The following is a 26590-nucleotide window of genomic DNA, read 5'->3' on the forward strand; positions in this document are numbered from 1 at the left end:
CGAGATTCCTTCTTGGTCCGCAAATTGCCGAAGAGAGTCGTCAGCTCATTTCCCTTGTGAACAATGGGTTCGCCTAGATCAACACCTCTAAAGGACGCAGGCAGGATTTTCGATGCGTTCAGGGCCGGATTTCCTGAAGCTGGGCCCCAGATAATTCTGCAAGGTTGGCCGAGCCGGTGCAAAAACAAGCCACGCGCAGCTGAGCGATGGTGATCGAGAGGGCCGCCACGACATCGTCCGAGGAGCGAATGGCGGCGTCGAGAACGCCGCTGGCCTGGCCGACAAGATTGGCGCCGAGGCGGATGGCCTTGGCCACATCGACGCCGTTGCGAATGCCGCCCGAGCCGATGATCTGAGTGTCGGGACAGGCGGCGCGCACCTCCCGGATCGCTTGCGCTGTTGGAATGCCCCAGTCGGCGAAGGCCCGCGCCACCTCGGCCTGCCCGGGTGCACGCGCCCGTTCGGCTTCGACCGCAGCCCAGCTCGTTCCCCGGCGCCCGCCACATCGATCACCGACACCCCCGCATCGACAAGACGCCGCGCCACGCTGCTCGAAATGCCGGCGCCGACTTCCTTGACGACCAGCGGCACGCCCAAGGTTTTGGCCAATTGCTCGATCTTGCCAAGGAGGCCCCGCCAGTCGCGATCGCCCTCCGGCTGCACCGCTTCCTGCAGCGGGTTGACGTGTATGATGAGGGCATTGGCGCCGATCATGTCGACGGCACGCCGGGCTTGTTCGACGCCAAACCCCAGGTTGAGCTGCGCCGCCCCGATATTGCCGAGCAGCGGAATGTCAGGCGCCAGCTGCCGCAATTCGGATCCAAGCCCGCCCTGTTCCGCCCCTTCGATGGCGATGCGCTGCGATCCGACCGCCAGCGCGATGCCGAGGTTCTGGCACGCAATGGCCAGGTTGCGGTTGATCTCGGCAGCCCGGGCCGGCCCACCGGTCATCGAGCTTACCAGGAGCGGCGCATTGATCCGTTTCCCGAGAAAGACCGTACCAAGATCGATGTCGGCCATATCAAGCTCGGGGAGGGCAACATGCTCGAATGCTATGTCGTCAAAGCCGGTCTGGGCCCGCGAGCGGCCGAGGCCGCCAAGCACGATATCGAGATGTTCGTTCTTTCGATCCTGCAACACGTTTTCAACCCGCCTGTCCCGCCGCATCATCCCGCCTGTAGGCGCTGACGGTCGCGGACGCATTTATTGCACTTTACGTGGTGGACGGACTTTCGGTTCACCGACTATGGTTCCTCCACACGGGACACTTTACCGATGACGCTTTCCAATGCCTCACTCGATCTGAAATCTTCCCGCGTTGCTGCGGTCGCCGATGCGCTGTCCGTGCGCAGCGCCGTGGAACATCGTCTCGAGACCCTTGTTGCCGATCTGCCGGGTGTCCCGCCCAATCTTGTTGGCGCCGTCCGCCACGCACTCCTCGGCGAAAGCAAGCGGGTCCGGCCGGTTCTTCTTTATCTGATCGCTGAGCCGGAGGCCTGGGAGCAGCGAGCTGTTCTCGATGCCGGATGCGCCGTCGAAATGGTGCACACCGCGTCGCTGATCCTCGACGATCTGCCCTGCATGGACGATGCGCAACTGCGGCGCTCGCGCCCCACCACCCATCGCCTTCGGTCAGTCGACCGCGATCCTGGCCGCCATTGCGCTCCTCACCAAGGCTTTCGGCATCATCGCCAGCCTTGAGCATGTCGAGGAAGCCAAGCGCCTGCGGCTGGCGAGCTTGCTATCCGACGCTGTCGGTTGGGACGGGCTCGTGGCAGGCCAGGAAATCGACGTCAACGGCCGCGATCGCCTTGTCGGGGCGACCGACGTCGAGGAACTGAACTGGCTCAAGACCGGCGTGCTGTTCGTCGCGGCAGCGGAAATGGGCGCGGTGCTCAGAGGCATGGACGACACCCGCATCGAGGCGGTGAAGCGCTTTGCCCGTCACTTTGGCGTCGCCTTCCAGACCGCCGATGATCTCCTTGATCTTAACGGCTCGACGGGTGAACTCGGCAAGGATGTGCTTAAGGACGGGAGCAAGGCCACACTTGTTTCGCTTTTCGGTGCCAATCGGGCGCATCTGAGTTGCGAAGAACATCTCGCGCATGCTGACGAGGCACTGATCGAAAGCGGCGTCGATGCCGCCCCGATCCGTGAACTCGTCCAGCGCTTGTTCAAGAAATACAAGGCGGCCCATCCATGAACGAAGCGCTACCGGCGCTGCAAGTCCTCGACCTGCGCACACGATACGGTAGCCGCGAGGTCCTCAAAGGCCTCAATCTTCAAGTCGCCAAGGGCGAAATCTTCGGGCTCCTGGGGCCAAATGGCGCTGGCAAGACCACGCTCATCCGAACCATTGCCGGTCGCATCCGCCCCGTGGGCGGCGCCGTCGCCATCATGGGGCGGCCGGTCAGCCGCCATTCCATGCGCCGCATCGGCCTCGTGCCACAGGAGATCGCACTTTACCCGCATCTGACCGCGCAGGAAAACCTCGAGGTCTTCGGCCGCCTTTCGGGGCTGAACCGCAGTCAAACGCAGGAAGCGGTGCGCTGGGCGGGCGAGGCAGCGGACATCGAGGCGCGGCTGGGTGAAAGGGTGGAGCACCTGTCAGGTGGGTGGAAGCGCCGGGTCAATATCGCCGCCGCCATCCTTCATCGCCCCGATCTTTTGATCCTCGACGAGCCCACTGTCGGCGTCGACGTCGACGCGCGCAACGGGCTCCATGAGGTCATCAAACAACTGAGTCACCTGGGCATGGGCGTGTTGCTCGCGACGCACGATCTCGACCAGGCCGAACTCCTGTGCTCGCGCGTCGGCTTTTTGCGCCATGGCGTGATTGCGCCGCATGGCAGTCCGCGAACATTGATTTTTGCCGCCTTCGGCAACCAGCGCGAAATCATCATCGAGTTGCGCGCGGCAGCCACCAAGCCGCAGGCCGAGGCTCTTCAGCGCGCCGGCTTCGCGCCGTCCAACGGCAACCTCAACTGGTCGATGATGGGCGAGAGCAACGAGCGGACGGTACAGGACCTGACCTCCGCCCTGGAGCGTGCCGGTCTTATGACGCGCGAGATCCGGGTGCGCGAACCCGGGCTCGACAGCCTCTTTCTTCGACTATCGCGTGATGCCGCCACTGCCGCCAGGGAAAGCGAGCCGGCATGATCGGCGCCATGCTCCGGGTCATGATCCTCAGCCTGCTGCGAGATCGCGGCGCCCTGGCCATGGCCTTTCTCCTGCCGCCAACGATCTTCGTGATCTTTGCCGCGATCTTTTCCGGAGCCACTGGCGACGAAATGCGGCTCCAGGTAGCGCTGGCCGTCGCGCAGCCATCAGCCCTGACCGAGAGGCTGGAAAGCGCGCTGCGGGCCGAGCCATCGCTGCGCATCATGGAAGAAACGTTCAGCAGCGAGGCGGAAGCGATCGCCAGCGTCGATAGCGGCGAGGCCGATGTCGGCTTGATCCTCGCTTCAAACCTCGACGATACGGGGACGGCGCCCGTTCTGATCCTCGTCGATCCGGCAAAGCTCTTGGCCGGTGCAATTCTTTCCGGGCAGGTGCAGCGCTTGATCGGCCTCCAGATGCCGGACCTCGCCTTGTCGCGGACAGCGCCGGAGATTGCCTCCATTGTGGGGGGCTTTACGCCCGAGCAACAGGCGCGACTGGACGCAGCCATTGCTGAGTTGAGCGCGGATGACACCTCTGTTGGCGACACCGCCGGCCTCGTGCAAACAGAGATGACCGGACCTGAACGCGCCTCGGGCGCGACCGTCACCTATTACGCCGGGGCCGTCGCGATCCTTTTCCTTCTCTTTTCCGCCATGCAGAGCTCGGCGACGCTGATCGAGGAGCGAAACTCCGGCATTGTCGATCGCGTGGCGATCGGCCCGGCCGGCACCGATGTCGTGGTGATGGGCAAGTTCTTGTTCCTCACCGTGCAGGGCATCATCCAGGTCATCTTGATCTTTGCCGTCGCGGCCCTGGTTTATCGCGTCGACATTCTCCCCTATCTGCCGCTTTGGCTGCTGACCACGACCGCGGCCTCCTTCGCGGCGGCAGGACTGGGCCTTGCGGTCGCTTCCATCTGCACGTCCAAGCAGCAGGCGCATACCATCGCGACTTTCATCGTCCTCGTTTGTTCGGCAATCGGCGGATCGATGGTCCCACGCTTCATGATGCCGCCATGGTTGCAGGATATCGGATGGTACACGCCCAATGCATGGACGATCGAGGCCTATCACGGTGTGCTGTGGCGCGGCGAAGGGCTGCGCGATATCGTTTCTGACCTGGGATGGTTGTTGACGGTCGCATCCATGGCTCTGCTTGTTGCCGTCCTCGTTTCAAGGTTGCGCCTGAAGCTCTGAGGAGCTCGATGATGACTGTGTCGACAAGCAACAAGACGCTGAGCCCGACCGACGGCCTGACGGGGCTCGCCCTCGCGTCGCTGATTATCTCTGCCTGGCTGACGGTCCACATCACCGCTATCTTTTTCATCGACTGGACCAGCAACGGGCTCTGGATGCTGGCGCCCGTCGTCATCCTGCTGCAATGCTGGCTGAGCGTCGGCATGTTCATCGTCGCCCACGACTCCATGCATGGCACGCTGGCGCCGCAGGCTCCGGGGCTCAATCGAGCGATCGGCCGGTTCTGCGTTTTCGTTTATGCCGGCTTTTCCTACGAAAAGCTGCACGAGAACCATCACGCTCATCATCGCAATGCCGGCACCGAAGACGATCCGGATTTCGACCCCGATCACTCTTCGAGCTTTTGGCCGTGGTACTATAAGTTCTTCCGCCACTATTTCGGCTGGCGGGAATTCGGCATTCTGACGATCGCGGTCGTCATCTACCTCGTGATCCTGCGCGAACGGTTCCCCACCATGCTGGTATTCTGGGCCCTGCCAGCGATCCTTTCGTCGCTGCAGCTCTTCTACTTCGGCACCTATCGACCGCATCGGATCGACGAAGAGCCCTTCTCCGACCAGCATCGCGCGCGCAGCAACGACTTCTCGCCGTTTTTATCTTTGATGACGTGTTTCCACTTCGGCTATCATCATGAACACCATGATGCGCCCTGGGTGCCGTGGTGGAAGTTGCCGGCACATCGCCGCGCCATCCTGCGTTCAACCGCCAACTGAGTTTCGATGATCGACACTGTTCTGCACTACCTCGTCCCGACGCTTCTGGTTCTTGGCACTGTCGTGTTTATGGAATGGTTCGCTGCCTGGTCGCATGAGCACATCATGCATGGCTGGGGCTGGGGTTGGCACAAGTCGCACCATGAACCCCATGACGAGGGCTTGGAAGAAAACGACCTTTACGCCGTGGTCTTCGGTGTCTTTGCCATATCGCTGTTTTGGGTTGGAGCCAGCTTCTGGCCGGTCTGGTGGATCGCCGTCGGCATCTCGATCTATGGCGTCCTTTATTTCTTCTTCCACGATGGGCTGGTGCACCAGCGCTGGCCGTTCAAATACCTGCCACGCAAAGGCTACTTGAAGCGGGTCTACCAGGCCCATCGCCTGCACCACGCGGTGGAAGGGCGGGATGGCTGCGTCTCCTTCGGTTTTGTTTACGCCGAGCCGGTGGATAGTCTGGTGAAGAAACTGCAAGACAACAAGCGCGGCTTCGACCAGAACGCGCTCAAGGAAGACGATCAGCGCTCCGCCGCGGAATAGCTAGGGGCGCTGCCAGAGGCCGGTGCGCGGTGTGTCGCGCCGGATCACGCGCGTGGTGCCCACATCGCCCAAAGCCAGTCCCAGAAGCCTGATCTTTTCGGCTTTGCTGGTCGAAACGCGCGTCTCCCAGGCCAATGGTCCGCCTTTGCGAAGCTTGCTGCCAATGGCGCGGTATACGCGGCGTGCAGCGCCGATCGCCCAGGCCGATCGCGGTGGCAATGACGACATGCCAGCATAGGCCGAGTCGTAGTAGCGCTCGGCAAGATCAAGCAGCTCTAGCGCTGCGGCGTGAAGCGCCGGCCATTGCGAACGATCATCGGGGCGGATGTCCGAAATGCCATGCTTGCGCAAAAGTTCGGCCGGCACATAGACGCGCCCGACCCGCGCATCGTCGATCACATCGCGGGCAATATTGGTGAGCTGGAAGGCCAGGCCAAGATCGCTGGCCCGGTCGAGAACCTTGGGATCGCGCACGCCCATGATCATGGCCATCATCACGCCGACGACGCCGGCGACGTGATAGCAATAAACCAGCGTATCCTCGATGGTTTCGTAATGCTGATCGGCGACATCCATCGCAAAGCCCGCCAGCAGTTCTTGCGGGTGTCGGTGCGGAATCTGGTGCCGCGCCACCACGCGCCGCAAGGCTTCGAACACCGGATCGTCGCTCCGTTCTCCCCTAAGAGCCGACGCCGTTCGCTGTTTGAGGCGTTCCAATCGCTCGCTTTGACCCGAGCGGAAGTCAGCTTCCTGCGCATGCCCTAGCGTCTGTCCGTCGACAACGTCGTCGCAATAGCGGCACCAGGCATAGAGCATCACCGCGTCGTCGCGCGTTTGCTTGTCGAAGAGCCGGGCTGCCGCGGCAAAACTCTGCGAGCCCTGGGCAATCGAGACTTCGCTGCTGGCGACGACCGCGTCGCTCATGCCTTGGCGTCCTCGATCATCAATCCGGCTGTAGCCTTGGCCGAGCCGACGACGCCCGGAATACCCGCACCCGGATGCGTGCCGGCGCCGACGATATAAAGATTGGAGATATCGTCGTCGCGGTTATGCGGCCGGAACCAGGCGCTCTGCGTCAGGATCGGTTCGACCGAAAAAGCCGAGCCGAGATGCGCATTAAGCTCGTCGCGGAAATCGAAGGGCGTGAAATGCCGCACGGTCACGAGGTCGTCGAGTAGGCCCGGAATGTAGCGATCGTTGAGATATTTGAGGATCCGATCGCGATATTTCGGTCCTTCGACCTCCCAGTCGATATCCGCCGTCCCCAGATGCGGCACCGGCGAAAGGACGTAATAGGCGCTTGAGCCCGGAGGCGCGAGGCTGTCGTCGGTGACGGACGGGGCATGAAGATAAAGCGAGAAGTCGTCCGCAAGACCTTCGGCGCCGAAGATTTCGGAAATCAGCTCGCGATAGCGCGGTCCGAACAGAACCATGTGATGCTTGAGCTCTGGATGCGTGGTCTTGAGCCCGAAATAGATCACGAAAAGCGACATCGAAAAGCGCTTGCCCTCAAGCGCCTTGCCATTGACCTCGCCACGCTTAGTGCCGCGCATCATATGCTTATAGGTGTGGACCACGTCGGCGTTCGAGGCAATCTGATCGAAGGCATGACGCGTGCCATCCTTGAGAACCAGCGCCTTGGCCCGATCGCCATCGATGTCGATGCGGTCGATCTCGGCATTAAGGTGCACGACCCCGCCAAGATCTTCGAACAGCTTGACCATGCCCGCGATCAGCGCGCCGGTGCCGCCCTTGGCGAACCAGACCCCACCCTTGCGCTCGAGCGCATGGATCAGCCCATAGATCGAAGACGTCTGAAACGGATTGCCGCCTACGAGAAGCGAGTGGAAGCTAAAGGCCTGCCGCAGCTGGTCGTCTTTGATGAACTGGCTGACCTTGGAGTAAACGCTGCGATGGCTTTCGAGTCGCATCAGCTGCGGCGCCACCTTGATCATCGACCAAAAGTTGAGGAAGGGCACGGTGCCGAGCTTCTCGTAACCCTCGCGATAAAGATCTTCCGAATAGCTCAGAAAGCGTCGATAGCCTTCCACATCTTCCGGCGACTTGGCTGCGATCTGCCGGTCGATATCGGCCTGATCATTGGCATAGTCGAAGCGATAGCCGTCTTCCCAGCAGAGCTGGTAGAAGGGGGTGATCGGCATCAGCGTCACATAGTCGGAAAGTTTGCGCCCAGAGACCTCCCAAAGCTGTTCAAGACAATCGGGATCGGTGATGACCGTCGGACCCGCGTCGAAGGTGAAGCCATCGTCGGTATAGACGTAGGCACGTCCACCCGGCTTGTCGCGCTTTTCGAACAGAGTGGTGCTGATGCCAGCACTCTGGAGCCGGATGGCCAAGGCGATCCCGCCAAATCCGGCACCGATGACAGCCGCTGTTTTCTGAGTGCTGGTCATCGATGTCTGGCTTTCAAAAACGGCGCTTCACGGAGAACCGCAAGCGCGCGATGGACAGGGACGGGAGGTTTCCCGACCAGGATGCGGGCGATATCGCCCTTTGTACTACGTCCCGCATAGAACCGCTCGATCAGTGGCTGCGGCAATTTGTAAAATCGCTCCAGCACAAGATGCCGGCGCTCCGGACGCGCCGCGCGGAAAAGCATGCGATCGAGCAGGCGATAAAAGCTCTGCTGGCGGTGACGGGTTTTGGCATGGCGGCGAATGGCAGAAGCCAGTTCCGGGCTGGCACACGGCCACATCCTGGCGACCAGATTGGCGACCCGCACGGCCTCAGGCAGGCTATAGCCGGTCGTGGGGTGAAAAAGCCCGGCGCGCATGCCGGCCTGGGGAATGTCCTGTGGTTTTTCGGCCCAAAAACGATCGAAGTCGTGCGCCAGCGATATTGGCAGGACGCCATGCTCCTCGCGCTCGACCCGCTTGATGGTCCAGCCCTGTTCTTCGGCATATGTGCCGATATCGGCGGCCAACTGCTGGAGATCGAGCGCCTCACCATCGGTATAGCGCGTGTCTTCGATCAGCACCCGCGTGGGCGAAAAGGGCAGGAGATAGACGAAGCGATAGCCATCTTTCTGGTCAACCGAAGCATCCATGATCACCGGATCGGCGAGCCCATGCGGCTCAGTCAGTTCAACCTCAAGCCCAACGAATTTTTGATAGCCCAGAACAAGAGCCGGGCTCGGCTGATAGCCGCGGCCATCGATGACGCAGCTGGCCTCGATGGCGCTGCCGTCGTCGAGCACTACCCGGTCCGCCAGGATCGTGCCGACCCTCGTGCCGGTCCTGATCTCGACATTGGAAAGCTTTGCCATACCGGCAGCCACGGACTCGCTGGTCAGCGAGGCATAGCCCGAGGTGAGGTGTCGCTTGAGGTGCTGAAAACGGACCGACTGGCCTTTCCAGCGATGGGCGATCAGCGGCGTCAGCCAGGCAAAATCCTCAGACTCAACATCATGATCGTGGAACGACCAGGTGTGTTCGCCAAAAGGTTTGTCGCTGCCCTCCAGCATGAGGATGCTTGGACCCTTGCCGGCAAAGGACAGGCGCTGCGCGATCATCGCACTGGCAAGCCCCGCTCCCACCAGAACAAGCGGTCGTTCCTGAGGTTGCGGCAAAAAACACTCCAGTCGAGATGCGGCGCGGCTTTGCCGTTCAGCTGAAGGGAGAACGAAGCGCCGCCGCGACTGGATCATCTATAACAGCGGTTGACGAAACGGTCTTGCAAATATCTGTTGCACTCGGTTGCCGCTCCGAGCGACAGGAAACCCTTCGGGTTGCTCAGCCATTGCCCTGATGACGAAAGACGTGTTCGTGCGCATAGCTTTTTCAGCCCGCCTTTGCAGGGTCACCTTGGCCCCGCCGCAGGGCTGGCCGCGGCGCTGAATGCTCTGGGTCACCAATGCTTTCTCGTTCATCACCCGCAAGCGTCCGTTGACCCGGTGTTCCAGTCGATCCCGATCGATGCCAGCCAATGCAGCTGGACCCCTGCATCCTTCGTGGCTCGAACCCGATCCTCCGGCCTGCCCTTCGGCGTCCTGAAACTGGTGCGCGAAATGGCTGCGATGACGGACTCGCTGTGCCGCATGGCGCCGGACTTGCTGCGCCGCAACGCTATCGACGCCGTGGTCACCGATCAGCTCGAGCCTGCCGGCGCCCTGGTGGCCGAGCATCTGGGACTGCCCTATGTGTCCCTGGCAGCGGCGCACCCGATCAACCGCGAACCGCTCGTGCCCGTGCCCTTCCTCGATTGGCCCTATGAAGACACGCCCAAGGCGATCGAGCGCAATCGTGTCGGCACCTGGGTGGCCGATAAGCTCACGGCCAGGCATGACCACACGGTCGCAGAATGGTCCGCACGATGGGGTCTTGGACCCTATGAAAAGGTGGTGGACTGCCTTTCCCCTTTGGCTGATATCAGCCAACTGGTTCCGGGCCTCGACTTTCCGCGTCAAGAACTTTCACCCGCCTTCCACTATGTCGGCCCGCTGAGGCGCGCCGCCACCGCTTCATCGCCGTCACTGGCAAAACGCCAGCAGCCCGTCGTCTTTGCGTCGCTGGGGACGCTCCAGAACCATCGCCTTCCGCTCTTCAAGCGTATCGCCCAGGCCTGCCGGCAGCTTGGCGTCAAACTGATCGTTTCCCACGCCAATGGGCTGACGGAGCGACAGGCGGCGTCGATCGATGCGGACCTCGTCGTGCCCTGGGTCAACTATGCCGAGATCATGGCTGAGGCCGACGCAGTCATCACTCATGGCGGCATCAACACTGTGCTCGATGCGCTCGCTGCCGGTCTTCCGATCCTCTGCATGCCGCTCGCCTTCGAGCAGCCCGGGATCGGCGCGCGCCTCGATCGATCCGGCGCCGGCAAGGTCCTGTCGCACCGCGCTGGAAGCGCCGCCATTGCCGCAGCTCTTGGAGACATCCTGACGCAACCCAGCTATCGCGAGCGCGCCGGTGAGCTCGCCGCCGAAATCCGATCCTCGGGCGGTGCGGATGGCGCCGCAAGCATCGTGGAACAGGCTTTCACCGGTGGCGGCGTCTCGCAAAGCTCAGCCCGATCAAGGCGCCTTTAAGCGCCAGAGGCACGTACCTCAATGCACTTGCAGATTGCGTGCCGATCCCGTAATTCTTGAGCCCTGGCTTGGGAGGGCCATTGGCGCAAGGGCGCCGATTTCGTGAACATGCACTGGCTGCCCCTCTGCTCGTCACGTCGAGCACCGAGGCTGAACCCGCTGCTCACACCTTCCCGGATCCGCCAGTTTGGGAGTGAAGAATGAATCTGATCAAATCTCTGGTCGCAACCGCGATGGTCGGCGCTCTGGCGTTCGGCGCACCGGTCGCCACATTCGCTCAGGACAAGGGCAGCATCGGCATTTCCATGCCGGAACAGACCACCCTGCGCTGGAACTCGGACGGCGCTGAACTCAAGTCCGCGCTCGAAGCCAAGGGCTATACCGTCGACTTGCAATATGCTGGCGACGATATCCCCAACCAGCTGTCGCAGATCGAAAACATGATCACCAAGGGCTCCAAGGCCTTGATCATCGCCGCCCTCGACGGCACGACGCTGAGCGCTGCACTCGAAGCTGCCGGTGAAGCCGGCATCAAGGTCGTCGCCTATGACCGCCTGATCCGCGACACCGAAAACGTCGACTACTACACCACCTTCGACAACTTCCAGGTCGGCGTGCTGCAGGCCAATTCGATCCTCAAGGGTCTCGGCTATCCCGAGAACCAGGGTCCGTTCAACATCGAGCTCTTCGGCGGTTCGCCGGACGACAACAACGCCTTCTTCTTCTACGACGGCGCCATGAGCGTTCTGCAGCCGCTGATCGATAGCGGCGTGCTGGTGGTCAAGTCCGGCCAGATGGGCATGGACCAGGTCGGTACCCTCCGTTGGGACGGCGCCACTGCCCAGGCTCGCATGGATAACATCCTCTCCGCCCAGTACTCGGACGGCACCCGTGTCGACGCCGTGCTTGCTCCGAACGACGGCGTTGCGCGCGGCATCCTCTCCTCGCTCAAGGGCATCGGCTACGGTTCGGGCGACCTGCCTTACCCGATCATTTCGGGCCAGGACGCTGAAGTTCCCTCGATCAAGGCGATCATTGCCGGCGAACAGTATTCGACCGTCTACAAGGACACCCGCGAACTGGCCCGCGTCACCGCTGACCTGATCGACGCTGCTCTCTCGGGCAACGAGCCGACAGATCTCGACACCACCACCTACGACAACGGCGTCAAGGTCGTCCCCTCGCTGCTGCTGACCCCCTACGAAGTCGACGCCACCAACTACAAGGAACTGGTTGTCGACTCCGGCTACATCAACGAAGCCGACCTGCAGTAGTCTGCAACCGGCATAAAAATAGGAAAGGCCCCGCCAACTGGTGGGGCCTTTTGCTATGGGGCCGATCTGTGCTGCAGCGAGCAACACGCAGCGTGTCTCAACGCAGCGCTATGTACCGATGTTGGGAAGAGGTGGAGCGGGTGAAGGGAATCGAACCCTCGTCGTAAGCTTGGGAAGCTTCTGCTCTACCATTGAGCTACACCCGCGATGCAGCGATAGATGCTGGAAATCGGGGTGAGCGTCAAGCGGCGGTCAGCGATCAATCGGGCTCGCCATCCACGAGCACCAGCATGATCGAAAAGACGGCAAGGGTGAGGATCAGGGCGACAAGCATGGGAAACTCCGGTTTAGGACTCAACGTCACCACGCCCGGACCGATCCATGCTTTCGATGCAAACGCATCATTCTGGAACCCGAATACGCATGGTTTGGCGCTGGGGAACCAATAGCGAAAGCGATGATTGACGGGCCAGTTTCGAGGGACGCACTGCGCCTTCAAATGCCGGAGACATCATGCCGCTGATAGCCATCATCCGCTTTTTCACCACTGTTATCTCCCTTATAATTTTGGGGGTCATGATCTATCTGGCCTGGAGCTGGTACGACGGCGATCTCGTGCGCGAGCCTGATGGAGACCTCGTCCGCCTGCGCGAAGACTGGCGCTTGTATTGGGCCCTCGGGCTGGCCGCTTTCTCGTTCCTCGGAAAGCTTGTTGTTGCGCCGCTGCTGGCTCGGCCCGATCGTGGCGAGAAGTCCAAGGCTGATCGGGGCGCGGGACAGACCATTGCCGGGCCGAACGGCAGCACGCTTTATGTCGAGGACCCGGGCCTGCGCTCCGGTCCCACGGTCATCCTGACCCATGGTTGGTCGATGGACAGCACCATCTGGCATTATGCCAAGCGCGATCTCGGGCGGCGCTTCCGGGTCATCGTCTGGGACCTACCGGGACTTGGGCTTTCCAAGGGACCGGTTAGCCTCGAAAACTTCGCTGCAAGCCTTGCTTCGGTGATCGCCTGGTCCGGCGCGGACAAGGTCGTGCTGGCAGGGCACAGCATCGGCGGCATGACCATCCAAACCCTGGCGCGCGACAATCCCACATTGTTCCGCGAACGTGTCGCCGGGGTGGCGCTGCTGAACACGACCTTCACCAATCCACTCAGGACCATGATCTTGCCCCGCTTCATGCAGGCGATCCGCTGGCCATTGCTCGAGCCCATGTTCCGGCTCACGATCCTGCTGCACCCTCTCGCCTGGCTCAGCGCCTGGCAGAGCTATCTTAGCGGAATGACCCACCTCGCCAATCGGGTCGGCTTTGGCAAATACGTCACGCGAAGCCAACTCAACCATGTGTCGCTGCTCTCGACACGCAACCCGCAGGGCGAAATCGCCAAGGGCAATCTGGCCATGTTCCGCTGGGATGCCACAGCGGCGCTGGCAAAGGTCGGTGTGCCGGTGCTGCTTGTTGCCGGCGAAATGGATATCGTCACCAAACCTTCGGCAAGTGTCGAGATTGCAGCGCAAGCGGGCAGCGCCGCCATTCGCCATATTGAGGGCGCCAATCACATGGGCATGCTCGAATGCGCTGCGCAGTACAATGCCGCGCTCGCCGCCTTCGTTTCGGAGGTTCAACCCGTATCTGCCCACGCGAGTTCAGGCGGCGCCTAGACTAAAGTATGGGTCGAAACGCAGCCACTCCGATGCGCGTATCTCTTTCCGGCTCTTGGATAAAATAAATCTATGGCCTAGCATTCTCCTCAATAAAAGGAGGAGGATCGCTTTGCGTAAGACTGTAATCAGCGCCGCATTGAGCAGCGCCGCACTTGCCGGAATGGTGTCATTGGCCGGCGCGGCCGAGGTGTGGCGCACGGAAGGGCTCTCCACGCCCGAGTCCGTGATATTCGACGAGGCAAATAGCCGTTTGATCGTCTCCAATATCGTCGGCGAGGCGACCGAGGCGGATGGCAATGGCACGCTTTCGGCCATTGGCCTTGACGGTAAGATGATCGACGATGCCTGGGTCGAAGGTCTCGATGCGCCCAAGGGCATGGCGATCACGGGCGGCAAGCTCTACGTCGCTGACCTGACCAATGTCCGCGTCGTCGATCTGGCCAGCGGCGAAATGAACACGATCGCGGTCGAGGGCGCGAGCTTCCTCAACGATGTCACCGCCTCGGACGATGGCACGGTCTATGTCACCGACACCTTTGCCAATCGCATCTATTCCGTCAGCGGCGATGCGGCCGAACTCTTTGTCGAAAACCCGGCGCTCGATAGTCCCAACGGCATCCTGGCCGATGCAAATAGCCTGATCATTGCGAGCTTCGGCACCCTGGCTGAAAAACAGGAAGACATGGTGCCGGGCGGTCTGGTCTCGGTCGACGTAACAACCAAGGCTGTGACGCCGATGGCGGGAACCGAAAAGCTCGGCTTTCTCGACGGCGTTGTCAAAGTCGGCGACCAATATGTCGTGAGCGACTTCTTCGGCGGCCGCATCATCGGCGTATCCGAAAGCGGCGAACCGACCGATCTCGGTCAATTCGGCATGGGCACCGCTGACCTCGGGGCGGATGGCGAGGCCGTTTACGTGCCATTGATGATGGAAAATCAGCTGCTGAAATTCAGCATCGACTGGCCAAAAAGGTCGATCTGGAGAGTTGGTCCTCAATCGGCCGGCCCTCCGGTTGTTATACGATGCCACTAAAGCCATATTGATAGGGAGGGGCTGACGGCCTAACATGTTTGTTGGAGGGCGTCAGTTTTCACCGACAGGCAGCCAGGGCGTAAGCTCTGTGCCGCTCACTCAATCAACAACACGATGCGTTTGCAGATGAAGCGACGCACATCTTACTATTTGGAGTTATTGCTTTGAAATTTCGCAGCATTCTGACCGCCGCCGCTTTGGTGCTGGCTTCGACCCTTTCGCTTTCCGCGGCCGAGTACGAAGTGCACATGCTCAACAAGGGCGCCGACGGCAAGTCGATGGTGTTCGAGCCGGCCTTCCTGCAGATCGAAGTGGGTGACACGGTCAAGTTCATCCCGACCGACAAAGGCCACAACGCCGAAACCATCAAGGACATGTTCCCCGAGGGTGGCAACGAGTTCAAGGGCAAGATCAACGAAGAATTCAGCGTCACTTTCGACGTTGAAGGCGCCTATGGCTACAAGTGCGCACCGCACTTCGCGATGGGCATGGTCGGCCTGATCGTTGTGGGCGATGCCCCGGCAAACCTTGAAGACATCACGAATGCTCGCGGCCCGGCCAAGGTCAAGGATGCCTTCGCCGAACTCGCCGCAATGGTTGGTCAGTAAACCTTTTTCCAAAGGCGGGTTAGCGCGCCGTCCGGCCCTTGAGGAGGGGCCGGGCGATGCAGGACCCGCCTGCGGAGCACATGGATGTCTGAACAACAAGAAATTGGCTCGAACCAAGTCTTCAGGGTCCTGACCGAAGTTGGACGGCGCAGCAAGAAAGCGCGTTTTCTGCCTCTTCTGGTCTTCACACTGGCAATCGGAATTGCCGCTCTGGGAGGAGCGATAGTCCTTCTTGGTCCCGAATGGCCGAGTGCCGCCTGGCTAATCGCCGGGCTGACGCTGGCCTGCCTCGCCATGCTCACGCTGAACGTCCTTGGACGACAAACGCGCACGGGCGTCGTGGCGCGCCGCGTCGATCACGCCCTGGGCCTGTCTGAGCAACTTTCATCCGCCATTTACGTGGCCAATCGCGGGCTCGACACCGCAGTCACCCGATCGCTGCTCCACAAAGCTGGCGACGCAGCCAATAGCATCGACATCGTCCGCGCCATTCCCATGCAGACCCGCCTGCTCGGCATCAGCGTGGCCGCACTTCTGGTCGCGCTTTCGGGAACCGCGCTTGCCTATGGGCTGCTGAATGCCGCGCCTCAACCCATTACTGCCGCAGCCGAGCCGGCCGAAACGCCAGCCCAGAACGCCATTGCCGCGGAAGATCTCGACGTCTTGGCCAAACTTATTGCCAATGATGCCGAGCGTCGCAACAGCGACTATCTCGAGGCGCTCGCCAATTCCATCGAAGCGCTTGCTGAAAAGGCGCGCGACGGCGCCTCGCAAGCCGAAATCGAGACGCAATTGCAAGCACTAATGGAGCATGCGGCGGCCGGCTACGCTGGCGACAATCCCGAATGGCTCGATCAGGGCCAGAATGCCGGCGCGGTCCTCCAGAATGCCGTGGCCTTCAACACGGCGCGGCAGCAGGCTGCCGAACAGCGTGCCCGCCTGGCCGAACGCAATGGCGAAGGCAGCAGGATTTCGTCGGCCGACATGTATAGGCTCGACGATGATCGCATGGCACGCAGCGCCACGCCCACCCCACAGGGCAATTCACCGCCAAGCGATAACGCCGTTTCCGATCGCGAAGGCACTCTCGAAAACGCCAGCCTCGGTGGCGGCGAAAGCCTCGCCAAGCCGATGGAGGACGAGGCCTTTACGAGTGCCGGATCGCTTCCTGTCGGCGCAGCGGCGCAATCAGGCAAGGGCGAAAGCAACATCGCCGGTGGCGGATCGCAGGCACTGGCCGAAAACAGCGCCTTCCTCGAAACTATGGCGGATCCGACCCAGACCATGTCCATCGCTGCCGACGAGGTGAGTGAAGGCAGTCGCATCCGCATGCATGTGCCGACCAGCGCCGAGCTCAGCGCCACGGAGGCCGTAACGGACGGCGGCGCCGTCTGGGATCGACAGCTTGCCCAGGTGGTGAGACGCCAGCGTATCGCGCCTTCTGCCAGCCCTGTCGTCTCGCATTATTTCAACCGACCCGCCGCCGAGCCGGAGCGCTAGATGCAGCTCCTCGCCCCATTCGCTTTGGTGTTCGCAGCCTTGGCGCTGGTGGTGTTGGCATTCCACATCCGGCGCCGCCGCAACATGGCGGTACCGAGCCTCGTCATCTGGCGGCAGCTGCAGATGGGGCAGGTGCGCCGCAACCGCATCTGGCAATGGCCAAACCCCAGTTGGTCTTTGTTCCTGCAATTGCTCGTCGTGCTGGCCATGGTTGCAGCCCTGGCGCAGCCGCTTCTCAACCGCGCGCCACCTGTCGATCACTGGATCTATGTGCTGGATCGCTCGGGACCAATGCAGGCACTCGATGACGGCGAAACCCTTCTTGCCCAGGCGGGCGCAGCGCTGCGCAGCCGGCTGGCCGGGGCGGCAGGCGCCGGCCGGCAGTCACTGCTTGCCGTCGGCGCGCACACGCAGCCGATCCTCGTCAACCAGCCCATCGGCACCGCAGGCATGGCCGAGGCCGTTGCCAGCATTGCTGCCGAAGATGGCCCCGCCGACTGGAGCAAGCTGCCCGAAACCCTGCGTCCGCTGATCGCTGAAGGAGAGGCGACGCGGATTGTCATCTATTCCGACAGGTCGATTGATCTGCCGGTTCTGTCCGACACGGTCTCGGTGGAGACCTCGCTTTTCGACAGCGACACGCCTAATGCCGCCATCGCTGCGACCATTGAGCAGGATCCCGACAAGCCAAACAGCTGGTCGCTGTCCGGCTCCGTCCGCCTCGATCCCGGCCAGGCCTCCACCGAGGTCGTGGTCGGCTTCGCCACCGCGTTTGGGGAGCAGCCGCTCGAATGGAGCCGCCGCACCATCGGCAATCCCGACGCCGCCGCGGCCGAGGCCGCCGTCACCAAGAGTTTTACCACGACACTCGACCTGCCAGGGCCCGGCATCGTCAGCGCGACGCTCTCCGATGACGGCAACAGTTTCGACAATGTCGTCCGCTTCGTCGTCGCCGAGGCACCGCCGACCCTCGACATCCTTTACCTTGGTGCCGGCAATCAGCCGCTGCTCACCGCCCTGCGCGCCGTCGACGGCACACAGATTTTCCAGGCGCCGCAACTGCCGGCCGATCTCGGCCAGTTCGGTCTGGTGATCGTCGACAACCAATTCGTAGATCGTCAACCCGAAAGCAATGTTCTGTGGATCGGCAATGCCGGCATCGGCAGCGATCCCCTCACAGCCATGCCTGCGACAGCGCCCACCGCGGCCAACGCTGCCCATCCGCTGATGCGCGATGTGGATTGGACCTCGATCACCACCGGTGACGGGTTTGCGCTGCCATCTAGTGCAAACGCCGAAGTGCTGCTGCGCGCGGGCGACCAGCCGCTGATAATCACCGAGCCGAGCGAATTCGGCCGCAACATCGCGCTGGCCTTCGACCCCCGCAATGCCGACTGGTCGCAACAGCCGTCCATGCCGGTGTTTGCGGCCAATCTCGTCGACTGGTTGGGGCTTGCTACCAAGACGCCCGGCGCACCATGCCAAGTCGGCGCCACCTGCCGCCTTGATCGGCGCTTCGAAGGCGGCACCATCACCCGGCTCACTGCCGAAACTCCATCTTCCTCTATCGCCATCGCCAACTGGGTTCCGACTGCTGCCGGGCTCTACGAAGTGGCCAAGGGCGAACATCGCACCCTGCTTGCCGTCAATGCCGCTGCCGCTGAACCCGGCGTCGGCGGAGACACGACCCAGCCTGCCGACTTCCCGCTTCCCTTGTGGCCAATCCTGATCGGGCTGGCCGCTCTAGCCCTGCTCGCCGAGGCGATCGTGTCGGGTCGCGGTGCCGAGCGCTTCCTTGTGGCCGACGGCCTGCGCAACACCAATCCGCTTAGCACCCGCCGTCGCATCGCCCTTGCGCTGCATGTCGTCGTGCTCGCCTTGGCCGTCGCGGCGCTGTTCAACGCGCCATTGCCCTCGCGACAAGCTGGGGAGACGCTGGTGCAGGTGGTTGCTCCCGGCGGAATCGAAGCAGACGGCGTTGACCGAACAATTATTGCCAGTGCTGGTGACGACAATTCCGGCTTCGCAAGCGCGCCCCAATCAAGCCTCGCCTTGGCCGCGGCCTCCATCCCCTGGAACGCTCCCGGCCACATCTTCGTCAGCGGCGACACGTTCGGCGAAGACGACGATCTTTCAGCGCTGACCGACACCCTTCGCCAGCGCGACATCGTGCTCGACATATCGGCCTTCTCCCCGAACGAAGACGCTCTCTACATTTCAGCCCTCGAAGCACCCGATCCTGTGTTTTCCGGCGATACCTTCCAGCTGGGCGGCATCGTCCACTCGGCCAGCGACCAGCCCGCCACGCTCCGCTTCGAGCGCGACGGTGAAACCCTGGTCGAGCAGCAGGTTGCCCTCGTTGCCGGCGACAATCGCGTCGAAACCATCATCTCCGACGTCACGCCAGGGGCCGCCCGCTATCGGCTGACAGCCACCGGCTCCGATAGCGGCGACCCGGCAAACGACGCACTTTCCCGCTGGATCGAAGTGGGCGATGCCGGCCAGGTTGCCGTGATTGCCAACGATCCCGCGCGCGGTGCCACTTTTGCGGCCTGGCTCGAAGGCCAAGGCATTACCGGCACGGTGATCGAACCCGACCGCGTTCCTTATCGCCCCCGCGACTGGGCCGCCTATGATGGCGCCGTCCTGATCGACGTTCCCGCCATTGCGCTGACCACGCTGCAACAGGAGCAGCTTGAAAGCGCGGTCGCCGACCAGGGCATGGGTCTCCTGATCCTTGGCGGGCCCAACAGTTTTGGACCGGGCGGCTATCTCGAAACGCCGCTCGAAGACGCGTCTCCACTCTCGAGCCGCGTGCCGCGCGATGCGCCCGAAGCCACGCTCGTTTTTGTTCTCGATCGCTCCGGCAGCATGCAGCAGGCAGTGGGCAATGGCACCAGGCTCGATGTCGCCAAGCAGGCGACGCTTTCAGCCATCGACCTGCTGAACCAGAACAGCCAGGTCGGCATCATCGTCTTTGACTCCGAAGCGACCACCGTCCTGCCGCTGTCGCGCATCAGCGATCCTGCCGCCGTTTCAGCCGCCCTGACCAGCGTCGATCCGGGCGGCGGTACCTCAGTCTATCCTGGCCTTGAAGCCGCATACCGCATGCTGGAGGGCGTCGACACGCCAGCGCGCCACATCATCGTCATGACCGACGGGCTCAGCCAGCCCGGCGACTTCCCGGGCCTCCTGAGCCAAATTCGCGCGGCCGGCATCACCGTGTCCTCCGTGTCCATTGGTGAGGGCGCCGAGCGCGGCCTCATTGAAGAAATCGCTAGGCTTGGCGGCGGTAGCTTCCACGCCACCGACGACTTTGCGGCTCTCCCATCCATCCTCTCGCAAGAGGCCATGCTGCTTTCCGGCTCGCCCATCGAAACCGGCACGACCCAGCCGCTTTGGGCCAGCCGCACCGAGCCCTTTCTCCGCGGCCTCCCCGCCACCATGCCTCCCATTGACGGTTTCGTCCTGACGACGGCAAAGCCGGCCGCACAGCTTTCCATGGTGGTGCCCGACAGCAAGGGCGAACCCATGCCGCTGCTCGCCTCCTGGCGCTTTGGTGCGGGCCAGGTGCTGGCACTTACCACCGAAGCGGTGGGACCCTGGTCGTCTCAATGGCAGCAAATGGACAACTATGCCCCACTATGGGCGCAAGTCGTCCGCCAGTTCCTGCCCGGCGTCGCCAAAGGTGATGCGATCTTGGACCTCGTCCGCCAGGGCGATGGCATCCTTGCCGACATTACCCTGCGCAACGCCGCGCTCGACACCTTACCACAGCTGGTGGTGACGTCCGATATTGGTGAACCGACCATCCTGCCGCTGAGCAAGACCGGCACCGGCCTTTATCGCGCAGCCTACTATCCCGGCTCGGCGGGAGGCTTCCGTTTCGACCTGACCGCTGGCGAGCTTGCCACCTCGCAAACTCTTGCCCTCGACTATCCAGCCCATCTTGGCTCTACCGCTCCCGATCAAGCGCTCCGCCAACTTGCCGTGCAGAGCGGCGGCGCCGTGGATGTCGCATCGCCCGTCCTCCGCAACCTGCCGGATCGCTGGGTCATGTGGCCAGCCTGGCCGGTCTGGCTTGCCTTCGCGCTTGCCTTATTCATGGTCGAGCTGACCGTCCGCTACACGCGCCTTTTCGCGCCGAAACGACAGCCAACCGGCAACGGTCGGCCGATCCAAACAACACCAGCAACTGCTCGCCCGCGGGTCGGCGAACCAGTCCACACATAAGCCCGAGGGAAGAGCCCAGATGTCGTCACCAGCCCTAAGCACCGACCAAGCGGACGCGGAAATGCACCGCCTCCTCGCAGCGCTCGGCGCCGCGCGCGACGAGATCGGCCGGGCGGTACTGGGGCAGGAACGCATCATCGAGGACCTGATGATCGGCCTCATCGCTGGCGGTCACGTCCTTCTTGAAGGCCCACCCGGCGTCGGCAAGACCCTTCTGGTCCGCACCCTGGCGCAGGCCACTGGTCTTTCCTTTTCACGCGTGCAGTTCACGCCCGATCTGATGCCCGCCGATATTACCGGGTCGATGGTTCTGGTGCCCGATACGAGTGGTCGCAACATGCTCGAATTTCAGCGTGGCGCCATCTTTACGCAACTGCTGCTCGCCGACGAGATCAACCGCGCTACCCCGCGTACCCAGTCAGCGCTGCTCGAAGCCATGCAGGAGCGCACCGTCAGCGCTGCCGGGCAGACCATGAAGCTGCCCGAGCCCTTTTTCGTGCTGGCCACCCAGAACCCGCTTGAAATGGACGGCACCTACATTCTCCCCGAAGCGCAGATCGACCGCTTCCTCCTTCAGCTCGACGTGCCGCTGCCCACGGCCGAAACCCTTTCCGCCATTCTCGACAGCACGACCGGCACAGCCGAAACGATCACCGAGCAGCATCTCAGTCCCGAAGACATCATCGCCGTCCAGGCGCTCGTTCGCAGTGTTCCACTAGCCGACCACGTGCGTCGCGCCATTGCCAATTTTGCCATCTCCACCCAGCCTGCGGCCGCGAATGCCACCGCCGATGTCAAGCGCTACCTGCGCTTCGGATTGAGCCCACGCGGCGCCCAGGCATTGGTGCTGGCCGCCAAGGGTCATGCGCTGCTCAACGGCCGCTTCGCCGTCAGCTTTGATGACGTCAAAGCCATGCTGCTCGCCACCACGCGCCACCGCGTGCACCTCAATTTCGAGGGCCGAGCCGATGGCGTGTCGCTCGAAAACCTGCTCGGCAAGCTCCTCGACACCAGCATCAAGGGCGTCTTGTGAAACCTTCCCCCGCCCTTCTCGAACAGTTATCCACCGCGCGTTTCCTGATGACTAGGGCAACGCCGTCGGTAGGCATTGGCGAGCGGCGGTCGAACACCAAGGGGGCAGGGCTCGAATTTGCCGAGCACCGGCCATATCGGGCCGGCGATGACGTGCGCCATCTCGATCCGCGCGTCATGGCGCGGCTGGGCGAAAGCTATATCCGCCAATATTTCGTCGATCGTCAGCTGCCCATTTTCATTCTGCTCGACGGCACCCGCTCCATGCTCGCCGGCACGCCACAAAAGTTCGCCACCGCCGCTCAGATCGCCCAGGTCGCGGCTTTTGTTGGACTTTCGTCCGGTGACCGGGTGCGCGTTGGGGTCTCCGGCAATAGCGGCTTCCGCTGGTCGCAGGCATTGCAGGGCGGGGCGCGCGCGGACATCCTCTTCAACTGGTTCAGCGACATCGAGCCGGGCGATCGCACCGATTTCGGCGCCGACATCGAGCGCGCCGTGCGCGACATGGGCAAGGCCGCCTATGTGGTTGTGGTAAGCGACTGGTGGGACGAGCGCATGATGCGCGCCCTCGATGTGCTCGAGGGCCAGGGCCACGACATCCTCGGCATCCAGGTCGCTGCGCCCGAAGAAATTGACCCCACCAGCCTGGGTAATGGCAGCGTCTTGCTAGTGGATGACGAAACCGGCGACGAGGTCGAAACGGTGATCGACGAAGCCGTGGTCACCGATTACCGCAACGCGCTCAAAGCCTTCCAGGCCACGCTGCGGCAGCGGCTGGTGAGAAGCGGTGGGCGCTTTTTTGCCCTGTCCTCTGCCGCCGACATTTCACGTTTCTTTCTGCGCGACCTGCGCGCTGCCGGGGTATTGCTGTGACCGAGACCGAAGCCGCCATCCATGTTGCCGGCCTCACCAAGCGCTATGGCCGCATGACAGCGCTCGAAGACGTCAACCTGCAGGTGCCGCGCAACGCCACCTTTGCGCTCCTTGGTCCAAACGGCGCTGGCAAGACGACGCTCATCCATATTCTTTGCACCATTCTGGCTGCCGACGAGGGCACCGCCCTGATCGCCGGCGCCGATGTGCGCAAGAAGCCGCTGCAGGCGCGCCGCAATATCGGCGTCGTCTTCCAGGAACCCAGCCTCGACGACCGCCTGACCGCCTTCGAAAATCTCGACTTCCACGGCCGCGTTTACAACGTGAAGGCGGCCGAGCGGAAGGCCGGCATTGATGAACTCCTGGCCTTGGTGGAACTCGAACCCTGGCGCCACGCCGTCGTGCGCAGTTTTTCCGGCGGAATGAAGCGGCGGCTCGAAATCGCCCGCGCCCTGCTGCACAAGCCGAAAATCCTCTTCCTCGACGAGCCCACCGTCGGTCTCGACGCCCAGTCGCGTGCCGGCATCTGGAGCTATCTTGATACGCTCCGCCGCCAGCGCGATCTCACCATCGTTGTCACGACCCACTACATCGAAGAGGTCGAGAACTGCGATAAGGTCTCGATCATCGACCACGGCAAGATCATTGCCGATGGCTCGCCCGCCGAGCTCAAGCACCGGTTCGGCAAAGAAACGGCGCGTGTCCTGCCGCGCGATCCGGACGTGGCGGCGGCGCTGACGGAGCGCTATGGCAGCTTGCAGACGGCCAAGGACGGCAGCATCATCGTCGATGCCGGTGCGCCCGGCTTTGCCGATGCCTTCCTTGCCGAATTCGGCACCCGCATCCGCCAGGTCTCCTTCGACACGCCCAGTCTTGAAAGCGTCTTCCTGACCCTCACCGGCCGCGAGCTGCGCGACAAGGGGGCGGATGAAAGCGAAAAGCGCAATGCCAAGCGGGGCCGCCGCTCATGAGGATTGCCTTCTATCGGCTGATCTTTCTGGCGGCGCTGATCGCGCTCTGGTGGCTTGCCTCGACGGTGGTCGAGCGTAATCTGGTGCCGTCGCCCTGGGCCACCATGCTGGCGGCAGGCGTTCTGATCTCCGAAGGCCGGCTGAGCACTGCGCTTGTCGACAGTATCTCGATCTATCTGGGCGGCTACGCTGCAGCCATCCTTGTCGGCATTCCGATCGGGCTTGTGATGGGCACGGTCCGCCCACTCGGCAAGACACTGGAAATATTCGTCTATGCGCTCTCGGCCACGCCCCGCGTCGCCTTTATCCCGCTGATCATCGTCTTCCTAGGGCTCGGGCCGCAGGCCAAGATCCTGATCATCTTTCTCGGCGCCGTCATGCCGATCCTAATCAATACCTATGCCGGCGCCCTCAATTCCGACCAGGAGCTGATCGAGATGGCCCGCTCGGTTGGGGCCAGGCGGCAGCGTATTTTTACCAGCATCGTGCTGCCCGGTGCCGTGCCTTTCATCCTTGTCGGCCTGCGCGTCGGGGCCACCATCGGCCTTATCAACACCGTCGTTGCCGAGCTTTACACCGCCGTAAAAGGCCTGGGTGGCCTTCTGGCCATCTATGGCAATACCTTCCGCATGGCCGAGTATTTCGTCATCGTTTTGACCCTGGCGCTGATCGGCGTCATCGTCACCGAAGCCCTCAGATATCTCGAAAATCGTCTTGGCCGCTGGCGACGAAGCGATGCCGTTCTTTGACACGCACCGAACAAGACAGAGGAGGAAACATCGTGAAGACCAACATTCTTGGAGCAATCACCGCGCTTCTGCTCACCGCCACCAGCGCCAATGCCGAGCCCTTCCGCCTGATCGTTACCGATCTTGAGACACCTTTGGTGCCGAACTCGGTCATGGATCTGGCCGTGCAGCAGGGCTATTTCGAACGCGAAGGCGTCGACGTGGAATTGGTCCGCGTCCAGCAGACGCCCTCTGCCCTTGCCGCCATCCAGGCCGGCGAAGGGGAAATGGCCAATATCGGGGTCGATGCGCTGCTGCTTCTGGTTGCCGGCGGTGCCGATGACCTTCGCGCCGTTATCTCGCCCAACAAGTCGCTGCCTTTCCTGATCGTGGCCAAGGACGAGATCGCCACCCCGGCCGATCTTGCCGGCAGAAGCTTCGGCATCGGGCGCCCAGGCAGCCTTGATCAGTCGCTGAGCACTCGGGTGATGGCGGCGAACGGGGTGGACACAAGTGCGGTGGAGTTTGTCGCGCTTGGCCAGCCCAATGTCCGGGCGCAGGCTTTGGTGGCGGGTCAGGTGGATGCGACCACTGTTTCCATTGGGGTTTGGAGCTCGATACCGGACACGACGGGGCTGCATGTTTTGGTGGATCAGGCGGCCTATTACGAGGCGGCGCCGCAGGTGAGCAAGGTCAACATCGTGACCCAGGAGGTGCTCGATGAACGACGCGATGACGTCAAGAAGGTCATCACCGCGCTGATCAAGGCCTCGCGCGATTATGCCGCCGATCCTGCGGCCTGGGTATCGGCCATGGAAACGGCGCTGCCATCCGCCGACCCCGCGACGCTGACAGAACTTGGCACCAGCTTCCAGAACAGCTGGAGCACCAATGGCGGGCTCAGCAAGGATGAACTCGAAGCCACGGTGACCGCGCTCTACCAGGGCGAAGACTTCGCCAATGTGCGGCCAGTGACCATCACCGAGTGGACCGACTTCACGCTGATCGACGAAGTGCTGGCCGACCTTGGCACCGACGACAAGATGGACCCGGTCACACGATGATGGCACTCGACGCCCCGACGCAGCCTGATCGTATCGTGCTCACGGGCGTGTCCAAGACCTTTGGTGCTGGCGACAAAGCCGCCGGCACCGTTGCGCTGAAGGATGTCAACCTTTCTGTCCCGGACGGCGCCTTCGTGTCCCTGCTCGGTCCCTCGGGCTGCGGCAAGACCACGATCCTGCGCATCGTCGATGGGCTCATCCTTCCCGATCAGGGCAGGGTCCTCGTTTCCGGAGCGACGCCGAAACCGGGGCCCGACATGGGCTTCATGTTCCAGTCCTTCCGGCTGATCCCCTGGTCTACAGTGCGCGGCAATGTCGAGTTTGCGCTGGCCGAATCCATTGCCGACAAGGCCGAGCGCCGCGCACGCGCCGAGCGCTACATCCATCTGGTCGGCCTTGCCCGCTTTATCGACAACTATCCGTCCGAGCTTTCCGGCGGCATGCGCCAGCGCGTGGCCCTGGCCCGTGCCCTCGCTACCGAGCCCGACATCCTTCTCATGGACGAGCCTTTTGCCAGCATCGATGCGCAGACGCGCGAGTTGATGCAGATCGAGCTAATGCGCCTTTGGAGCGCGCGGCAATCGGTGGCGCTCTTTGTCACACACAGCGTCGACGAAGCAATCCTGCTCGCCGACCAGGTCGTGCTGATGGGACCGCGTCCCGGTCGCATTCTCGAAGTCATCGATGTGGGCCTCGACCGCCCGCGCTGGAGCTACGACGTGCGCGCCGAGAAGCGCTTTATCGAGCTGCGCGCCTACCTTTGGGATCGCATCCGCACGCTGGTGCTGATCGATCCGGAATCCGATTTCTTTGGCCGCAATCTGGGCGCGGCCGACTGACTGCTGAAAGGGAGCCCCTATGGGCCTGCTTGGGGAATTTACGCGATCTGGC

20 protein-coding genes, 1 tRNA gene and 2 pseudogenes are annotated in these 26590 nt (G+C 62.5%); 18 read left to right on the forward strand and 5 right to left on the reverse strand.

All coding sequences use genetic code 11. The annotated features are described in order from the left end of the window. Positions 1 to 118: 118 nt before the first annotated feature. Positions 119 to 1167, reverse strand: a pseudogene (fni, locus tag G5575_RS05425) (type 2 isopentenyl-diphosphate Delta-isomerase). A gap of 108 nt (positions 1168 to 1275) precedes the next feature. Between fni and G5575_RS05435 the strand changes: the two are divergent. The 5 genes and pseudogenes from G5575_RS05435 (at position 1276) to G5575_RS05455 (ending at position 5668) form a co-directional block, all read left to right on the forward strand. Next, positions 1276 to 2203 (forward strand): annotated as a pseudogene (locus G5575_RS05435) (polyprenyl synthetase family protein). Continuing rightward, on the forward strand, positions 2200 to 3159 hold the full coding sequence (locus G5575_RS05440) for an ABC transporter ATP-binding protein (protein WP_164533405.1): 960 nt from the start codon (positions 2200 to 2202) through the stop codon (positions 3157 to 3159). The pseudogene G5575_RS05435 and the gene G5575_RS05440 overlap by 4 nt, the downstream one beginning before the upstream one ends. Further along, positions 3156 to 4358 carry an ABC transporter permease gene (locus G5575_RS05445; RefSeq protein ID WP_164533406.1) on the forward strand — a complete coding sequence of 401 codons (1203 nt, stop codon included), beginning with the start codon at positions 3156 to 3158 and terminating at the stop codon, positions 4356 to 4358. Before G5575_RS05440 ends, G5575_RS05445 begins: the two co-directional genes overlap by 4 nt. A gap of 11 nt (positions 4359 to 4369) precedes the next feature. Next, positions 4370 to 5131, forward strand: coding sequence for a fatty acid desaturase (locus tag G5575_RS05450; RefSeq protein WP_164533407.1), 762 nt, complete (start codon positions 4370 to 4372; stop codon positions 5129 to 5131). Between the two features lie 6 nt (positions 5132 to 5137). After that, positions 5138 to 5668 carry a sterol desaturase family protein gene (locus tag G5575_RS05455; RefSeq protein ID WP_164533408.1) on the forward strand — a complete coding sequence of 177 codons (531 nt, stop codon included), beginning with the start codon at positions 5138 to 5140 and terminating at the stop codon, positions 5666 to 5668. Here the strand turns inward: G5575_RS05455 and G5575_RS05460 are convergent, their stop codons facing one another. Genes G5575_RS05460 through crtY form a run of 3 tightly spaced genes read right to left on the reverse strand, consistent with a single transcriptional unit; the run spans position 5669 to position 9257 of the window. Continuing rightward, a complete protein-coding gene (locus G5575_RS05460; RefSeq protein WP_164533409.1) occupies positions 5669 to 6592 on the reverse strand; it encodes a phytoene/squalene synthase family protein in 924 nt (307 codons plus the stop codon). Then, entirely contained in the window at positions 6589 to 8082 is a 1494-nt protein-coding gene (locus tag G5575_RS05465) for a phytoene desaturase (protein WP_164533410.1), read from the reverse strand. Before G5575_RS05465 ends, G5575_RS05460 begins: the two co-directional genes overlap by 4 nt. Next, on the reverse strand, positions 8079 to 9257 hold the full coding sequence (crtY, locus tag G5575_RS05470) for a lycopene beta-cyclase CrtY (protein WP_207632997.1): 1179 nt from the start codon (positions 9255 to 9257) through the stop codon (positions 8079 to 8081). Before crtY ends, G5575_RS05465 begins: the two co-directional genes overlap by 4 nt. Before the next feature lie 222 nt (positions 9258 to 9479). On the opposite strand from crtY, the gene G5575_RS05475 reads away from it, so the two are divergent. After that, positions 9480 to 10715 carry a glycosyltransferase gene (locus tag G5575_RS05475; RefSeq protein WP_164533412.1) on the forward strand — a complete coding sequence of 412 codons (1236 nt, stop codon included), beginning with the start codon at positions 9480 to 9482 and terminating at the stop codon, positions 10713 to 10715. 200 nt (positions 10716 to 10915) lie between these two features. Continuing rightward, a complete protein-coding gene (gene chvE, locus G5575_RS05480; protein WP_164533413.1) occupies positions 10916 to 11989 on the forward strand; it encodes a multiple monosaccharide ABC transporter substrate-binding protein in 1074 nt (357 codons plus the stop codon). Between the two features lie 132 nt (positions 11990 to 12121). On the opposite strand, the gene G5575_RS05485 is transcribed toward chvE, so the two are convergent. Continuing rightward, a tRNA-Gly gene (locus G5575_RS05485) sits at positions 12122 to 12195 on the reverse strand. A gap of 307 nt (positions 12196 to 12502) precedes the next feature. On the opposite strand from G5575_RS05485, the gene G5575_RS05490 reads away from it, so the two are divergent. The 11 genes from G5575_RS05490 to G5575_RS05540 all read left to right on the forward strand — a co-directional run bounded on the left by G5575_RS05490 (position 12503) and on the right by G5575_RS05540 (position 26538). Further along, complete coding sequence (locus G5575_RS05490; RefSeq protein ID WP_164533414.1) at positions 12503 to 13654, forward strand: alpha/beta fold hydrolase; 1152 nt, start codon at positions 12503 to 12505, stop codon at positions 13652 to 13654. Positions 13655 to 13766: 112 nt separating this feature from the next. Beyond that, complete coding sequence (locus G5575_RS05495) at positions 13767 to 14690, forward strand: ATP/GTP-binding protein (RefSeq protein ID WP_207632998.1); 924 nt, start codon at positions 13767 to 13769, stop codon at positions 14688 to 14690. Positions 14691 to 14854: 164 nt separating this feature from the next. Continuing rightward, positions 14855 to 15298 carry a pseudoazurin gene (locus G5575_RS05500; RefSeq protein WP_235935606.1) on the forward strand — a complete coding sequence of 148 codons (444 nt, stop codon included), beginning with the start codon at positions 14855 to 14857 and terminating at the stop codon, positions 15296 to 15298. A gap of 84 nt (positions 15299 to 15382) precedes the next feature. Beyond that, complete coding sequence (locus tag G5575_RS05505) at positions 15383 to 16798, forward strand: hypothetical protein (RefSeq protein WP_164533415.1); 1416 nt, start codon at positions 15383 to 15385, stop codon at positions 16796 to 16798. Next, positions 16799 to 21031, forward strand: coding sequence for a VWA domain-containing protein (locus tag G5575_RS05510; protein WP_164533416.1), 4233 nt, complete (start codon positions 16799 to 16801; stop codon positions 21029 to 21031). Positions 21032 to 21092: 61 nt separating this feature from the next. After that, entirely contained in the window at positions 21093 to 22064 is a 972-nt protein-coding gene (locus tag G5575_RS05515) for an AAA family ATPase (protein ID WP_235935607.1), read from the forward strand. A 47-nt stretch (positions 22065 to 22111) separates the two neighbouring features. Then, complete coding sequence (locus G5575_RS05520) at positions 22112 to 22936, forward strand: DUF58 domain-containing protein (RefSeq protein ID WP_164533418.1); 825 nt, start codon at positions 22112 to 22114, stop codon at positions 22934 to 22936. Then, complete coding sequence (locus G5575_RS05525; protein ID WP_328765859.1) at positions 22933 to 23907, forward strand: ABC transporter ATP-binding protein; 975 nt, start codon at positions 22933 to 22935, stop codon at positions 23905 to 23907. Before G5575_RS05520 ends, G5575_RS05525 begins: the two co-directional genes overlap by 4 nt. Continuing rightward, positions 23904 to 24656 (forward strand): ABC transporter permease, encoded by a 753-nt coding sequence (locus G5575_RS05530; protein ID WP_164533419.1) that lies wholly within the window; start codon positions 23904 to 23906, stop codon positions 24654 to 24656. The genes G5575_RS05525 and G5575_RS05530 overlap by 4 nt, the downstream gene beginning before the upstream one ends. A gap of 32 nt (positions 24657 to 24688) precedes the next feature. Next, entirely contained in the window at positions 24689 to 25699 is a 1011-nt protein-coding gene (locus tag G5575_RS05535) for an ABC transporter substrate-binding protein (RefSeq protein WP_328765860.1), read from the forward strand. Next, a complete protein-coding gene (locus G5575_RS05540; protein WP_235935609.1) occupies positions 25696 to 26538 on the forward strand; it encodes an ABC transporter ATP-binding protein in 843 nt (280 codons plus the stop codon). Before G5575_RS05535 ends, G5575_RS05540 begins: the two co-directional genes overlap by 4 nt. Positions 26539 to 26590: the final 52 nt, after the last annotated feature.

Origin of the sequence: Devosia aurantiaca, from assembly GCF_011058215.1 — a bacterium.
Taxonomy (GTDB): Bacteria; Pseudomonadota; Alphaproteobacteria; order Rhizobiales; family Devosiaceae; genus Devosia; species Devosia aurantiaca.